Source organism: Synechococcus sp. CS-1328, from assembly GCF_025128095.1.
Classification (GTDB): Bacteria; Cyanobacteriota; Cyanobacteriia; order PCC-6307; family Cyanobiaceae; genus CBW1002.
Window position 1 is genome coordinate 1 of the sequence record NZ_JAHLYT010000022.1, and the last position, 14628, is coordinate 14628.

Genomic DNA, 14628 nt, shown 5'->3' on the forward strand with positions numbered 1-14628 from the left:
CGGAGTCCAGGGCCGGAAGGTCTTGGACTTGCTCATGCCCCATCTTATCGGCCAGATCCATTGCAGTCACTGGGATCTGGGCAGATTCAGGGGCGTCTGTGGAGAATGCGGGCGGTGATCTATGCGCGACAGGCTCCTAGAGAGTGGCAGGAGTGTCAGGTTGCAGGAGAGATAACAACCTCGCAGCAACCAACGCCATTACATCTGAGGAAACACGCTCGATCAACTTAGCTTTCCTCGATCGCCCGTCAAGGCTCTTCAGCTGATCGGACAGGACAACTCCACTCACACCATATCCATCAGGTAACTGCACCTCGAATGGGTATCCCATTATCTTCGATATCACAGGACAAAACAAGGCGAGTCCTACTTTACCGTTGAAGGCTTTTGGCGATAGAACGAGAGCTGGCCGTCTTCCACGCTGTTCACTTCCAGCCTGTGGTGTGAACTCTAGCCACACCAGATCACCACGCTCAGGCACATAAGATGACGACATCAGAAAGACTCGGCCCCCGCGGCATCCCCGTATCAATCGAGGCGTGGATGTTCTCTGGCGTGATGCCAGCAAGAAGATCCGGAAGTCGGAGCCGGGTAGGCAATGAGGGCCTCAGGACCAATTCACCGTCCTTTGCGGTGAGGCTGACCTCGGTGCCAGCACCCAAACCCACCTCTTCAGCCAAGCCGCGAGGAATCCTCACGCCCAGGCTGTTTCCCCACTTCTGAACCTTGGTCTGCATGCCTCTGTGGCGGCTATACAGAGACTATCCCCCTCTTCGGCTCGGCTGCCTACGCCCCATCTCTCTAACGCCCAAGATCAGCGGCAGGATGAAGGACATTGCAGTGAATAGGATCTCTGCCCCCGTCCGCTGAATCTTGTTCGGTAGAAGTCAGTCTTTAAACTTCTCAAAGTACGCAGGGTCTACGTCATAAACAGTTCGCTTGAATACACCCAGCTCAACCCGCTGGAACATCTCAACCAATTTGTCGCCGTCGACAAGTTCGACTTGAGGTGCGCCCTCCCTGCTCGCCTCCTGGATGGCCGCATTGCTAAACCCTGATGTAGTGAGGATGATTCCTTTCTCGGCTCGACCAAGCATTGTATTTCTGAAATCACCCACTTGAGAGCGTGATACAAGATTACCCTTGGCGTAGCGCTTGCATTGGAAGAGGACTCTAAAGCTCACGAATGGGTTGATTTCAAGTGTTCCATAGCCATCGATGCCTCCATCAGCCGAGCCACCTGTGACTTCAACATTCTCAAAGCCTGACTCCCTGAGAAGCTCTCTGCAGACCTTCTCAAACCCTGTAGGACTGATGGACCTGAGGGTGCTCAAAAGATCGAGCTTCTGATCTTCTTCTGGATCTTCTGAAGTGGCTCCAGCCGGGGGCACTTCCTCTTCAGCTTCCTGCACGTCTCGTTTCTGCTTCCGATTATCAGCGTGAATGGAAACCCATTTCAGGAAGATATCTCGTGCTTCCTTGTCGCCAAGATGAGCATTACGCCCCTTCTCTGTAAGTGTCCATGTTCCATGCTTAGATGAATCCAGGAGTCCTTCCCATACTAAATACTGCCTTGCCCAGGCGACCTGATTATGAAACTTACTTCCTCCTGACTTGAGTGTCTGATCAAGCAGCTCATCAGGCAGTTTGAGGTTTTTTGAGATGCGTGCAGACACTTCTCTTGGCCGTCCTGAATCGCCAAGATCCCGAAGGGCATCAAGTAAGGGGCCGAACCACCGAATGAATTCAGCTTGAGATTTCTTGGCCATCGAGAACAGGATGCCTCGTCAGTGTAGATGGCCGGCTGCTTAGCCCCCCTGTACTTCTAACGCTCCAAATCAGAAGCGGGCAGGGGCTGATCGGACTGACCCGCGGATACGGCTCCCGCATTCTGGATCTGGATGTTGGGCATCACCAGTCGACAAGGAGAGTGTCCAGATCTTTCGTGAAGATCACGCGATCTTCACCCACCCCGTCATAGCCCAAAACGACGGGCACGCCGTCGACCATGCAATCGGAGTCGAGGATAGAGAAGCCCATGCGGCGATGGAAGGCAATCGAGTTGCGATTGACTGGAGCAGTCACGCAACTAGCAGTGCGACAGCCAAGCGAGGCGACTGTGGAAAAGAAAGACTTATAGAGGAGTCGTCCTAACCCCTCTCCACGGCGTGTGGGATGCACGCCAAGGAAGTGAATATAGGCTTAGTCGGGAAAGGTCTGCGAAATGAACCCGATGAGGAAACCTACGATCTGACCATCATCCACGGCGGTGAAGCTAGTGGAGCTGAAGTGGACGAAGAAGAGTTTGGGGAGCATGGCGGCCATCGGCCGTCCACCCCACCATTCATCGACGACCGAGATGATCGGCTGGTAGTCCTCTTGCTCGACATGTCTGATGACAACCTCGCTCATGACCTCCTCCTCACGAGACAGTATGCCTAACGCTCGCCATCACCAGGCCGCATAGAGCTGGGAATGCAGATGCAATCCATCTGGTGGCGGCTCTGGTGTATGGCGGTGTTAGCTGACCAGTGTCTCGACCTGGGGCGCAGGCGCTCCACGAAGTAGACCTTCCACACTTAAGTCCTCATCAAAATCAGGCCAATGGATTCCATAGCCAGCCCCAGCAATCTCCCAATTCTCACGCTCCTGAGAGGTTGCATGCAGAAGCCGCGGATACCAAGCCAAAGGCACCGAGATGGATCGTCCATCAGCTAGGTCGACAGTCAGCCTGTCCTCCGTGCAGGCAACGTCTGTGACCCGCTCGCCAGGGTTAGCCATGAAACTCCTCCCATGCTTTCAGCAGGATAGCTCTGTTCATGCTGACCAGCCGTTCAATCTCATGCAGCTCTTTGGCCTTAAAACCAAGGCTTGAGGAAAGTGCGACCGGTGCGAGCCAAACTTTGCATGACGCCTGATCTCTATCAACATGAACATGAGGAGGTTCATTTAGCTCGTGACTGTAGAAGTAGAACCTGTACGGGCCGCTTCTGAGGATTGTCGGCATCCGTGATCGCCACCATCACTCCGAGAGTACTGGGTGCGGCCTTCCTGTGCAGCTAACGATTATGGATAGATCGTGCGCAGCCACGATCTTATCCGAAGTTGAACAAGCCGGCAACTCCGGGGTTCTAGGCCTACTGCAGAAACATCAGGCCATCCTTAATGCTGACTTTAGCTTTTGGCCTGGGTGAAATGGCCTACTGCCGATGCCTTGGGCTCATCTGTCTGCTGACCACAGAAGCATAGGGTCGCAGGCGGGTCAGCAGGTCAGTTCTGTTTTGGAACCAACCATCTTGGTGGTCGCTTTCTGATCGCTACGGCGTATCTCCTTGGATTCTTTTGCTGATTCAACGCAACGGGGGTCTGAGCAGGCGAACCCGCACGGCTGCGATCTCCATCACTCCTCCGCACTGCGGACAGCGGATGGGAGGCTTGGGCTCCGGCTGCCATGGTTCTGGTAGCACCACCCTCAGCAGCAGTTGCACCGCCTGCAGCAACCCCTTGCGATTGGCATGCAGCAGGCCGTAGTCACGGGCACGCCGGAACCGCTTGGGCAGCACATGACGCAGCAGCATCCACAGGAACTCTGCCCCTGTGACGCTCTGGATCATCTCCTTGCCTGTGTTGTCCTGTGTGCGAAACATGACCATGCCATCTCGATCCGAGAGGATGTTCTTCTCGCTCAGCACTCCACGGTAGAGATAACGACCCAGGTAGACAAGTGCCTTCTCACCCTGGCCAATAGACTTGCAGTGCACAACCCAGTCCCTCGGGATTGGTGCGTTCACGCTCAAGCCCACTCGCCGCATCCCCTCCAACCATTTAGCGCGAAAGACCTTGGCAAGATTGGCCACAGGGAAGAGATATCCCCTGGCCTTCCAACGCCACTGTTTTCCGTCTGCTTGCCTTCGTCTCTGTTGATGGATGGCACCGGCAGGGACAATCAGGTGAACATGGGGGTGGTAGTCAAGCCGGCGACTGTGTGTATGCAGGATCGCATGCGCTCCGGTGATTCCTTTCAGTCTGGGATCCCGACGGGCGAATGAATCAATCGTCTGCCATGCTGTTTTCAGCAACAGATCGTAAGTTGTCCGTTGCCGTATCCAGAACAGTGGCCGTAGTTCTGCCGGCACGGTGAACGTGACCAGGAAATACTCAACCGGCAATAGCTTGGCCTGCTGCCTTTCAATCCAGCGTTGGCTTTCATGATGCTGGCAGTGGGGGCAACTGCGATGGCCGCAGGAATGGGGAATCTTGACACTGCTCAGGCAATCGCTGCACTGCAGCACCATCAGGTCGCTCCCCTGGCGGCGGCAGCGCCGCATGGCCTGCAACGCCTGGCGATGACTGGGGAGCAACTGGTGGCCGTGGGCCCGCTCGAGCGCATCCTGGTGGCGTTCCACCACAGATGAGAGGAGGACCATCAGCCTCCCTCCTCCCAGCGCAGCTGGAATCCACTGAGCAGCATCTCGATGCGATCACTGCTGTGATCTCGCACCACCTGGGTGATGTGGGCGTAGCGGGCGGTCGTGTTGCTATGGCTGTGGCCCAGCAATGACTGGATCAGGCGCAGGTCCATCCCCTGCTCCAGCAAGTGGGTGGCATAGGCATGGCGCAGGCTGTGCACCGTGAGCTTCTTCTCGATGCCACACTCCAGCCGTGCTGCCCTCAGGGCTGCCTGCACCCCACTGGCGTCCATCGGTGCACTGGCGATACGCACAATGAATGCACTGCCGGCCGGACTTGGGAACAGCAGTCGTGGGTGGCGGTGGCTGCTCCAGAAGCGGCGCAGCGCTTGCAGAGTCAACGCTGGCAGGGGAACATAGCGATCCTTGCCGCCCTTGCCATCTCGGATGTGCACGCGCCGCTGGCTACCGTCGATGTCAGCCACCTGCAGGGCCAGGCCTTCACTGATCCGCAGGCCCAGGCTGTAGACCACCAGCAGAAAGATTCGGTAGCGCAACTTGCGCACCGTGTTGATCAAACGATGTACTTCTTCCCTGGTGGGAATGTCCGGCAGGCTGCGTACGCGGGGCGGGCGAATAATCTTGATCCATTCCATCTCCCGCTCCAGCACATACCGATGGAAAAATTGCAGGCTTGATAGGTCAACCTTGATGGTGCTCCATGAGTACTGCTCCAGCAGGGCCGCAAAGTACTGCTTCAACTCATCAGGCGTGAGATCATCTGGGCAGCGGGCAAAATGTCCCGCCACCCGATAGAGCGTGCGCCTGTAACTGTCAATGGTCTTGTCGCGCAAGCCATGCAGTTGCATCGCCTGTATCATCGCGTCCAATAGCTTGTCAAAGCGTGCTTGCTCAGCAGGGTCCACAGGCCAATCCTCCTAGAGAAAAGATGAAGGAACACGGCGCATCAGTGCATGCGCATTCCTCAGTGTCTTCCTCTTCTGGCTGATCAACACAGGCGGCCAGCCAAGGGCCAGCATCCAGCCTCAGTTGATCGACTCCTCAGCAAAACTATCCATGCTGCCGAAAGACTCCGGGCTATACTTGGCTGTTTGAATCTGCCGCGCAGCGGCTTAGTTCAACGCTGAATGGGCGGATCCGTTAACCGCCTCCAAAAAGCCCAAGCTGGCATGATAAACGCTTTCCCGGAAAGCTGTGACGGGTGAAACCCCTGTCACGACAGTCCATTTTGCTGGAGACCTTGAAATCTCGGCAGTTTATTGGGACCCGTTAACCCACTGTTGAAGGGGCTACAGAAGGTCTACGGGGCTGCTGACTCCCAGTGGACCACGATTCAGCACATGCGTGTAGATCATTGTGGTCATTGAGATGGGTGGCAAACGAGTGGCGCAGCGTGTGACAGGTCGCCTGCTTCGTGAGTCCGGCCGCCAGCACAGCACGTCGCACAGCCTTCTGAATCACACCAGCGGTGATGTTGGGGAAACACCCACTGCCAACCCCATTCGACAGAGGCATGTGGATACTTTCGGGCCAGCGCATGGGGCAGCAGCACCCGCCCCCAGCCTTGAGCCAGATCCGCTCGATGGGTCCGCCGCACGTCCTCCAGATGCCCCCGCAGTTGATCGCCCAGGCGATTCGGGAGCAGGGTGCGGCGATCCTTGCCGCCCTTGCCGTCACGCACCGTGGGCTCATGTCGGTCGAAATCCAGATCGTGCACCCGCAGCCGCAGCGCCTCCACTCCGTCCAGTCGCTCCAGCACTGCTCGTACCTCCTCCGGCGTCAGCACCACCGGCAGCCGCTGACGCGTCCGAGCCCGCACGACCCCCTCCAAGTCCAGGTCCCGCTCCAGCAGCTCGCGGTAGAGAAACAGCAGTGCCGCCAGCGCCTGGTTCTGGGTGGGTGGCGCAGTTGATGGAACCTCAAAAAGCGCCTGAGCCATTGCTCATCGGTTTTCACCGTGCGACGGGCGTAATGCCGCACCTGCAGTTCCTCCCGATAGCGCTCGATCAGGCCTCCCTACGCTGGCTGCGGTTGTCGCCCCGCCCTGCCTTGATTCCTTGCCTGCCTGACGGTCCCCAGGCCCGGCCCGAGGTGGAGTCGCTGCAGTCCTACAGCGCCCCGCTGGAGGGCAGGCGCGGCCTGTTGCGGCTCGACTTCAACGAGAACACCGTGGGGCCCAGCCCCCGGGTAGTGGAGGCGATTCGCGCCATCCCCGCCGACCGCTACGCCATCTATCCCGAATACGACGGCCTGCGCGAGGCGGTGGTGGCCAACCTCAGCGCCACAACTCCAGGACTGGCCCGGTCGCTCGCCCCCGAGCAGGTCGGCCTGTTCAACGGCGTGGATGCCGCGATCCACGCCCTGTTCCAGGCCTATGGCGCGGCAGGAGACCGGCTGCTCACCACCAGCCCCACCTTCGGCTACTACACCCCCTGCGCCCGGATGCAGGGCATGGCGATCGAGGCGATTCCCTACGAGGCGCCATCGTTCACGTTCCCTCTGGCCGGGATAGGGGCCGCGCTTCAGCCACCGGCGGCTGGCGATGCGGCTGGTGATACAGATGGCAATGAAGCCCAGGCGAGCTGGACGCCGCCTCGCATCCTGTTGCTCTGCAATCCCAACAACCCCACCGGCACCCGACTGGCACCGGAGCGGATCCTGGAGCTGGCGGCGCTGGCGCCCCACACCCTGGTGGTGGTGGATGAGCTCTATGAGGCCTTCACCGGCGACAGCGTGCTGCCGCTCCTGCTGCAGGCCAGCGGCGCCGCGGATCCCTTTGCGGCCCACCCCAACCTCCTGGTGCTGCGCTCCCTTGCCAAGACGGCCGGTCTGGCGGGGCTGCGCATCGGTTTCGCGATCGGGCCAGCAGCCGTGGTGGACCGGGTGAGCAGGGTCACCGGCCCCTACGACATCAACAGCTTTGCCGTGACCGCCGCCCATGCCGCCCTGGCTGACCAGCCCTATGTGGAGGCCTATGTGGCGGAAGTGCTGCGGGCCCGGGACTGGCTCGTACAGCGCCTGCAAGAGGCCGGTGTGCACCACCACGTGGACGGCGGCAACTATCTGCTGATCTGGCCCAAGGGAGATGCCGGTGTTGTGGAGGCCGAGTTGCGGCGAGCCGGCATCCTGGTGCGCTCGATGGCGGGCAAGCCCCTGATCGATGGCTCCCTGCGGGTGAGCCTTGGAACGCTGGACCAGATGCAGTGCTTCTGGGCGGCCTATGCCGCCATCGAGCTCAGCGCATCACCATGATCTCGGTGCCCTCACTGAGCTTGCCCGGCAGGGTCACACTGCTGCCCACCCGCTTCACTGGGGTCCCGGCCATGGCCTGCAGAAAGGGCTCCACGCTGCCCTGGTCGCAATCCGGCTTTTCCTTGCCGTTGTTGTACTGAACGGGGATCACCCGACGGGGCTTCAGTTCCCGCACAACCGCCGCAGCCTCGGCGCCGGTATAAACCTTCGCGCCACCGCCGACCCCGATGATCAGCACATCTGGCGTACCCAGCAGCACCCGATCGGCCGGGGCCAGGGTGGCGGCGGTGCCGCCCAGATGGGCGAAGGTGAGGCCACCCTGCTGCCAGCGCCACAGGGTGGCCTGCCCGAAGCGGCGGCCCCCGACCCGGTCATGGGGTGCGGCGATCCCCTCGATCTGCAGGCCGGCCACGCGATAGGAGCCCGGACTCACCAGCATGCGGCCGCTGGCCACCGGGGCTCCTTCATCCAGCAGGCGGCTGCTGGCCAGGATCACGTCGGCGCCGACCCGCGGCTCGCTCAGCCCCGCCGCGCAACCCACGGCCTTGAACGGATTCACCAGCACGGTGGCGCCACCCCCACGGATCAACAGGGCGCTGTGGCCATAGCTGGTGATGGTCACCCCACCAGCGGCCAGCGCCGCCGGGGTGAGGGCCGCTCCCGCCAGGGTGGTTCCCGCCAGGACGCTGGTGGCCGTGAGCGTCGCCAGGGGGCGGAATCGGCGGAAACCGGCAACAGCCATGGGATGGGGGAGGCGGCCCCAAGGGCCCTTGCGTGGCGCGAAACTAGCAGTGATGGGGCGGAGGAACAGTTTGCCCGGGCTGCTCAGCGACTGGCCTGACGCTGGTTGCTCGGATGCAGGCTCGCCTGCCGCAGAAAGTTGGCCAGCAGCGCATGGCCGTTCTGGGTGAGCACGCTTTCGGGGTGGAACTGCACCCCCTCGATGTGGGGATGGTCACGGTGGCGCAGGCCCATGATCGTGCCGTCGTCCAGCCAGGCCGTGATCTCCAGGCACTCCGGCAGGCTGGCGCGCTCGGCGATCAGGCTGTGATAGCGCGTGGCGGTGAGGGGATCGGGCAGGCCGGCGAACACCCCTTCGCCGCCATGGCGCACCGGAGAGGTCTTGCCGTGCATCAGCTCCGCCGCCCGCACCACTCGCCCTCCATACACCTGGGCAATGGCCTGGTGGCCCAGGCACACCCCCAGGGTCGGCACCGTGGGGCTGAGCTGCCGCAACACCTCCAGGCACACGCCCGACTGGTCAGGATCACCCGGTCCGGGGGAGATCAGGATCGCGGCGGGGTCGAGCTCCCGGATCTGCTCAAGGCTGAGGGCATCGTTGCGTTCCACCCGCAGCTCAGCGGCAAGGGGATGGTCCGTCGCCAGCTCGCCCAGGTACTGCACCAGGTTGAACGTGAAGCTGTCGTAGTTGTCGAGGACCAGCAGCATGGGAGACTTCGGGCGCCTACCGGCGCCGCAGCGATCGCCCCATTCAACGTTGCCGCCTCAGCAACTGAATGGCTCGGCAGGGCCCAGCCTCAGAGGCCCAGCCTCAGCATCAGCGGCGGCAGCAGCAGCAGGCCGGCCACAAGCAGCGAGGCCAGGGCCGCCACCAGCACGGCGGCGGCGGCGCAGTCTTTGGCGATCTTGGCCAGGGGGTGGAAGGATCGCCCGATCGCCAGGTCGACCACGGCTTCGGTGGCGGTGTTGAGCAGCTCCAGCACCAGCACCGTCGCCACCGTGAGCACCAGCACCGCGAGCCGGTCGGCGCTGAGTCCGAGCCAGAGGCCCAGGGAGAACACCACACCCCCCGTGCACACATGGATCCGGAAATTGCGCTGGCTGCGGAAGCCGTAGATCACGCCCTGGGCCGCATAGCGGAAGCTGGAGGGCAGATCCCCTGCCACGGTCCAGGCGCCCAGGCGCGGTTTGCGGCTGCGGGGAGAGCCTTCCGTGCTCATCGCCAGGCGGCTGGGCTGCTGGAGCGTGAGGGTGGGGGGCTCGTGCGGAACCTGCATGGCATCGGTACCGGCAACGCGTCGATGGGCGCACCCTACCGCCGGTTTTCGGCCTGACCAGTCCTGATCAGGCGCTCCTGGCGGGCCAGCATCGCCGCGAGGCTGACCTCATCGGGATGATCCCAGCCCAGCAGATGGAGCAGGCCATGGCTGGCCAGGAACAGCAGCTCATGCTCCAGCGTGTGGCCGACTTCACCGGCCTGGCGGGCGGCGGTTTCGAGCGAAATCACGATGTCGCCCAGCTCCAGGGCCTCCAGCTCCATTCCGGCTGGAAGGGGCACCTCGGGTAACTGTTCGCCTTCAGCGATCTCCTGGGCGGCGAAGGCAAGCACGTCCGTGGCGCCATCCTTCTGCCTCCAGGAGGCATTTAGTTCGGCGATCTCGGCATCGCTGCAGAGGCTGAGTCCAAGGCTGTAGGCCGTTGCCTGCAACGTGTCGGGCAGCTCCGGCCTCAGCTCCGCCAGCCAGCGCTCCAGGTGCTCGCTCCAGGGTTCCAGCCCAGCCACGGCATCGGCCAGGGGCGCTGCTGCCGCCAGCAGGGCGGCGTCCAGGCTGTCGTCCGCCTGGAAGGCCAGGTCGAGGTCGAGGTCGTTGGGGTCGATCTCGCTGGTGGAGTCGGCGGGCATGGCGTCAGCCCGTTGGGGGCAGGGTGGGCCGGCCCAGCCAGGCAATCAGCACCAGAAAGCCGCACAGGCCCAGGGCGGTGAGGCCAAAGTGCACCAGGCTCTGGCGTCCCTTGCGCACCATGTTGCGCATGGCCAGCTTCACGAAACTGGCCGGTGGCGCCTGCGGGTCTGGTGAAGAATCCGGCATCAAGGGGAAGGTGACGGGAGAGCGTTCGTTTGCACCTGTTCAGTGTCGGCGTTTCAGACGCCGATCGTGAGCCGGGACGGTTCAGTCCGGCACTTGAGTCCGGCGCATCGGTCCGGCGCCTCAGTCCGGCGCTTCGGTGGCCATCTCCACCCCCTGGTGCAGCAGGCTCTCGATGAAGGGGTCCAGGTCACCGTCCATCACGCCCTGCACGTCGGTGGTTTCGTGCTGGGTGCGCAGATCCTTGACCATCTGGTAGGGGTGGAACACGTAGTTACGGATCTGATTACCCCAGGCCGCTTCGACGATGTCGCCACGGATGTCGGCGATTTCGGAGGCCCGCTGCTCCTGGGCGATCACCAGCAGCTTGGCCATCAGCAACGCCATCGCCTTCTCCTTGTTCTGCAGCTGGGAACGCTCCTGGGTGCAGCGCACGAACAGGCCTGTGGGGATGTGGAGGATCCGCACGGCCGTCTCCACCTTGTTCACGTTCTGGCCGCCGGCACCACCCGAACGGGAGGTGGTGATCTCCAGATCCTTGTCGGGGATGTCGAGTTTCACCTCCTCATCCAGCTTCGGCATCACCTCCACACCAGCGAAGCTGGTCTGGCGCTTGTCGTTGGCGTTGAACGGCGAGATCCGCACCAACCGGTGGGTGCCCTTTTCGTTGCGGAGGTAGCCGTAGGCGTAGCGGCCCTCGATCTCGATCGTGCAGCTCTTGATCCCCGCCTCTTCCCCCTCACTGAGCTCGTCCACAGTTACCTTCATGCCGTGGTCTTCAGCCCAGCGCGTGTACATGCGCATCAGCATCAGGGCCCAGTCCTGGGCATCGGTGCCGCCGGCGCCGGCATTGATCGAAATCACGGCGCCCTCCTTGTCGTAGGTGCCAGAGAGCAGCCGCTCCAGCTCCCAGCGGTCCAGATCGGAACGCAGGGTGGTGAGACCGCTGTTGGCCTCCTCCAGCAGGTCGTCGTCAGGCTCGAGCCCGTACAGCTCCAGGGTGGCTTCGGCGTCGTCCACGGCGCCGCGCCAGCGGGCCAGCTGCTCAAGCTGGCTCTTCACATCGTCGAGCAGGCGCATCTGGCGGCGCGCCTCCTGTTGGTCGTCCCAGAAATCAGGCTGGGAGGCCAGCTGCTCAAGGTCGCGCTGGCGGGCTTTCAGGGCCGGTACGTCAAAGACAGTCCTGGGCATTGCCCAGGCGGTCGGTGAGCTCTGAAAGATCGCGCTTGAAGTCGGTGAGGTCGAGCACCGTGGAGGGAGGTTGCATGGGGCGACCGTATCAGCGAGGACGCCACACCGTGGCCCCGATGCACCGAGGTCTGGCGGCTTGATAATGCTTCAATCCTCTGTCTCGCCCCCCCGGGCCGTGAGCGCGATGGCTGAGAACCTTCACAGGCGCCACCAGATCCATTATCTGCGCACCCTCAGCGGCGTCGTGGGGATGATCCGCAATCCAGAGGGGACTGAGTCTGTCTTCGATATCGAAGATGGATTGCTCTACGCCGGCGCGATGGACAGCTTCCAGGAGCGGGTCTCCGGGTTGCCCGGGGTGAGTGAGCTGATGGAAGCTCGCTATCTGGCTCCCCCCCTTGATGTGGAGGCCCTGATTCAGTTGCCGGAGGAGAGCCTGGGCTATGCCGTCGCACGCCACATCGTGGACCATGGCTTCGATCCTGACTACTACCGCAAGGTCGATGTGGTCACCGATCTGGACTGGATCCTGATGCGAATGCGACAGAGCCATGACATCTGGCATGTGGTGACCGGCCTCGGCACCGACCGGGTCGGCGAGATCGCCCTGAAAGCGTTCGAGCTGGCCCAGACCTGGCGACCGATGGCTGCCGTGATTACCTGTGGCGGGCTGCTGCGCTACCTGCTAAAGGATCCCGAGCAGATGGGCACAGTGCTGGCCGGCATCGGCCACGGCTACCAGCTGGGTTATCGGGCCCAACCTCTCCTGGCCCAGCGCTGGGAATGCGACTGGGAACGGCCCCTGCTCGCCTGGCGCCAGACCCTTGGGCTGCCTGATCAGCCCGCCATGCCTGCCTGATCAGACCTTGCCAGGCCAGCCCTTGCTGAGCACGCGCAGGGCATCCTGATACCCCACCGCATAAATCTCGCGATAGCGCTTCCACTCCAGAAAGGGGAATCGGCCAATATCCGGTCGCAGGATCAGGTCGGCCAGTCGCTCCTGGGCCTGGGTCTCGGCATGGGAGCCGCACATCATCGCGTTGATGATCATGCGTCCGATGGAGGGGCGCTCCCGCGGGGGGGTCGCTTCCGAGTCCCCCGTCACCGCCACGGCATCGGGGTCCGGGTCGAGGGAGACCGCCAGCACGCGGCCGTCGCTCGCCTTCCTTGCTTCAGCCACCGGCAGGTTGTTGAGGATGCCGCCATCAACATGGAGATCTCCCTGAGCGTCTTCCATCGGGGGAAAGATCCCCGGCACTGACATGCTGGCGATCACGGCCTTGGGAATCTCGCCACTGCTCCAGGCCTGCAGTCGGTTGTTGGACAGATTGGTCGAAAAGCAGCGCAGCGGCAGCCAACTGTCCTGCATCTGGGCTGTACCGAAGAAGCGCTCCAGTGCCAGGCGGGAATTACGCAGAGTGAGCAGGGAGTCGCGCGGCAGAGTGAAGGAATAGGGCCGCGCCTTGATGATCACCCGTTCGAGATTGGAGAAGATCTCGGCAGCAGTGTTCTCAAAGGCGGCCAGGGAGGCCACCAGAGAGCCGATACTGACGCCCATGACCATATCCAGGTCGTTCATGCCCAGTTTCTCCATGGCGGCGAGCACGCCGATGTGGGCGAATCCCCTGGCACCGCCGCCACCTAGCACGAGCACGTTCTGACGACGCACCACCGCTCGGGCCAGCCGCTCCAGATGGCGGGGCTCCTGGGGCCGCACATTGAGCACCTGGGCAAAGGGTGCGCTCCTCGCCCAGTCCCGCGAGCTTGGGCATTCCTGATGGCTGGGCCAAAGGCGCACCAGCAGGGTCTCGCGATCCATGGCCTCCGGCAGGACAATGGATGGCGCATTGCCGTCGCAGAGGATCAGGAGTCGATCGATCAGCAGCAAGTTGCGACGACTGATCGCCCTGGGGTCCTGGTTGAACAGCACCTGCGGCTTCCCCTTGTGGGTGGCTTCAACCATCCGGCTGTGCAGGGTCGTCTCATCACAGCCATCGATGTGAATCGCCAGACCATCGAGATTGGAGATATCGCTGCTGAAACGGCGTAACTGATCAGGTAGCTGCCCACGGACGGTGGCGGTGAGGGGTGAGTTCGGACTGGCGTCGTGGATGACAATCGTCTCAAGGGCCGCCTGCCCGGGATTCCGGCCGATCGAGGCGGCTACCGCCAGGGAGCTGATGAAACGGGACTGAACCGTGGGTTCCTCCTGCAGAAGCTGTTTCAGCTGGCTGTGGTTCAGCTGCAGGTACTCGACGGCCGTCAGGGCCAAGGCGGTGGCCGAGCGGGGCTCGCCGCAGATGGGGCCGTACTCCCCCACCAGTTCTCCCGGCACGACCTTGCGGAAGAAGGCGGTGGGATGGCTGATGTCGCCGGTATGCAGCCCAAGAATGCCGCTGATGATCAGGTAGGCGTGCTGGCCGACATCCCCCTTCCGAAACAGCACCGTGCCCTCCGCCTGGGATCCATGCTGGGCTCCCAGGGCCATGATCCGTTCCGGCGCGAGTCCCCCGAACAGGCCGGAGCCCGAGAGGGCGTCGGCCAGCAGCGCAACAAGCTCGGTCGACATGGTTGATCTCAGAGGCCCAGGGCGGCCCCGTCCGGGGACGGCGGGGGCAGGTTGAGCTGCGGGTGCAGGTGCAGCGCCACCAGTTTGAGGGACACGCCCTGCAATGCACGGTTCACGGCCGATTGAAAGCCTCCAGGCTGGGTAACTAGACCATCGTCTTCAGCTCAGGTCGATCAGCGCAGTTGATCGCGGGCCGGTCGCGCCGGGAGGCCCCTGTACCTAGGAGCGTGTTGCACATAGGCCGTTTTGAGCAAAACGAACCAACTCGCTCCATGCCAACGCCCAATGCGGTCTCGGCGTGGTCTCAAAGGCAATCTTGCTTCAGCGACGCCTGATGCTTGAGATCAATTGCGCTACG

Annotated in this window: 20 protein-coding genes; 2 read left to right on the forward strand and 18 right to left on the reverse strand. The window is 62.3% G+C overall.

The window, feature by feature from the left end; translation table 11 throughout:
- Positions 1 to 136: 136 nt before the first annotated feature.
- The 11 genes from mazF to KQ310_RS03450 form a co-directional block, all read right to left on the reverse strand.
- A complete protein-coding gene (gene mazF / locus KQ310_RS03405; RefSeq protein ID WP_259720382.1) occupies positions 137 to 496 on the reverse strand; it encodes an endoribonuclease MazF in 360 nt (119 codons plus the stop codon).
- A complete protein-coding gene (locus tag KQ310_RS03410; RefSeq protein WP_259720383.1) occupies positions 474 to 737 on the reverse strand; it encodes an AbrB/MazE/SpoVT family DNA-binding domain-containing protein in 264 nt (87 codons plus the stop codon). The genes mazF and KQ310_RS03410 overlap by 23 nt, the downstream gene beginning before the upstream one ends.
- A gap of 150 nt (positions 738 to 887) precedes the next feature.
- Positions 888 to 1769: a restriction endonuclease gene (locus KQ310_RS03415; protein WP_259720384.1), complete on the reverse strand. Its 882-nt coding sequence runs from the start codon at positions 1767 to 1769 to the stop codon at positions 888 to 890.
- A gap of 142 nt (positions 1770 to 1911) precedes the next feature.
- Positions 1912 to 2196 carry a GNAT family N-acetyltransferase gene (locus KQ310_RS03420; RefSeq protein ID WP_259720396.1) on the reverse strand — a complete coding sequence of 95 codons (285 nt, stop codon included), beginning with the start codon at positions 2194 to 2196 and terminating at the stop codon, positions 1912 to 1914.
- 6 nt (positions 2197 to 2202) lie between these two features.
- Positions 2203 to 2412 carry a hypothetical protein gene (locus tag KQ310_RS03425; protein WP_259720385.1) on the reverse strand — a complete coding sequence of 70 codons (210 nt, stop codon included), beginning with the start codon at positions 2410 to 2412 and terminating at the stop codon, positions 2203 to 2205.
- Positions 2413 to 2520: 108 nt separating this feature from the next.
- The gene (locus KQ310_RS03430; protein WP_259720386.1) at positions 2521 to 2781 is read right to left on the reverse strand and encodes a DUF2442 domain-containing protein; all 261 of its coding nucleotides are present in this window, start codon (positions 2779 to 2781) and stop codon (positions 2521 to 2523) included.
- The gene (locus KQ310_RS03435; protein ID WP_259720387.1) at positions 2774 to 3007 is read right to left on the reverse strand and encodes a DUF4160 domain-containing protein; all 234 of its coding nucleotides are present in this window, start codon (positions 3005 to 3007) and stop codon (positions 2774 to 2776) included. Before KQ310_RS03435 ends, KQ310_RS03430 begins: the two co-directional genes overlap by 8 nt.
- 343 nt (positions 3008 to 3350) lie before the next feature.
- Positions 3351 to 4427 (reverse strand): transposase, encoded by a 1077-nt coding sequence (locus KQ310_RS03440; protein WP_259720388.1) that lies wholly within the window; start codon positions 4425 to 4427, stop codon positions 3351 to 3353.
- Entirely contained in the window at positions 4427 to 5263 is an 837-nt protein-coding gene (locus KQ310_RS03445; protein ID WP_259720389.1) for a site-specific integrase, read from the reverse strand. Before KQ310_RS03445 ends, KQ310_RS03440 begins: the two co-directional genes overlap by 1 nt.
- A gap of 436 nt (positions 5264 to 5699) precedes the next feature.
- A complete protein-coding gene (locus KQ310_RS15945; RefSeq protein ID WP_399237542.1) occupies positions 5700 to 5876 on the reverse strand; it encodes a hypothetical protein in 177 nt (58 codons plus the stop codon).
- A complete protein-coding gene (locus KQ310_RS03450; protein ID WP_399237545.1) occupies positions 5791 to 6369 on the reverse strand; it encodes a hypothetical protein in 579 nt (192 codons plus the stop codon). The genes KQ310_RS15945 and KQ310_RS03450 overlap by 86 nt, the downstream gene beginning before the upstream one ends.
- 110 nt (positions 6370 to 6479) lie before the next feature.
- Between KQ310_RS03450 and KQ310_RS03455 the strand changes: the two genes are divergently transcribed.
- Positions 6480 to 7682, forward strand: a complete 1203-nt coding sequence (locus tag KQ310_RS03455; RefSeq protein WP_259720390.1) for a histidinol-phosphate transaminase — start codon at positions 6480 to 6482, stop codon at positions 7680 to 7682.
- Here KQ310_RS03455 and KQ310_RS03460 read toward each other — a convergent pair.
- The 6 genes from KQ310_RS03460 to prfB form a co-directional block, all read right to left on the reverse strand.
- A complete protein-coding gene (locus tag KQ310_RS03460; RefSeq protein WP_259720391.1) occupies positions 7666 to 8424 on the reverse strand; it encodes an MBL fold metallo-hydrolase in 759 nt (252 codons plus the stop codon). The two genes, KQ310_RS03455 and KQ310_RS03460, sit on opposite strands and share 17 nt — an antisense overlap.
- Positions 8425 to 8507: 83 nt before the next feature.
- A complete protein-coding gene (locus tag KQ310_RS03465; protein ID WP_259720392.1) occupies positions 8508 to 9131 on the reverse strand; it encodes an aminodeoxychorismate/anthranilate synthase component II in 624 nt (207 codons plus the stop codon).
- Positions 9132 to 9220: 89 nt separating this feature from the next.
- Entirely contained in the window at positions 9221 to 9643 is a 423-nt protein-coding gene (locus KQ310_RS03470) for a diacylglycerol kinase family protein (RefSeq protein WP_259720397.1), read from the reverse strand.
- 92 nt (positions 9644 to 9735) lie between these two features.
- Complete coding sequence (gene ybeY / locus KQ310_RS03475) at positions 9736 to 10326, reverse strand: rRNA maturation RNase YbeY (RefSeq protein WP_259720393.1); 591 nt, start codon at positions 10324 to 10326, stop codon at positions 9736 to 9738.
- Positions 10327 to 10330: 4 nt separating this feature from the next.
- On the reverse strand, positions 10331 to 10513 hold the full coding sequence (locus tag KQ310_RS03480) for a DUF3285 domain-containing protein (RefSeq protein WP_197158546.1): 183 nt from the start codon (positions 10511 to 10513) through the stop codon (positions 10331 to 10333).
- Between the two features lie 120 nt (positions 10514 to 10633).
- Positions 10634 to 11777, reverse strand: a protein-coding gene (prfB, locus tag KQ310_RS03485) for a peptide chain release factor 2 (protein ID WP_399237539.1) whose coding sequence is annotated in 2 segments (ribosomal slippage) — positions 10634 to 11683 and positions 11685 to 11777 — 1143 coding nt in all. Because the reading frame shifts where the segments join, the coding sequence is not laid out codon by codon here.
- A gap of 108 nt (positions 11778 to 11885) precedes the next feature.
- Between prfB and KQ310_RS03490 the strand changes: the two genes are divergently transcribed.
- The gene (locus KQ310_RS03490) at positions 11886 to 12560 is read left to right on the forward strand and encodes a Coq4 family protein (RefSeq protein WP_259720394.1); all 675 of its coding nucleotides are present in this window, start codon (positions 11886 to 11888) and stop codon (positions 12558 to 12560) included.
- On the opposite strand, the gene KQ310_RS03495 is transcribed toward KQ310_RS03490, so the two are convergent.
- The gene (locus KQ310_RS03495; protein ID WP_259720395.1) at positions 12561 to 14270 is read right to left on the reverse strand and encodes a patatin-like phospholipase domain-containing protein; all 1710 of its coding nucleotides are present in this window, start codon (positions 14268 to 14270) and stop codon (positions 12561 to 12563) included.
- Between the last annotated feature and the right edge of the window lie 358 nt (positions 14271 to 14628).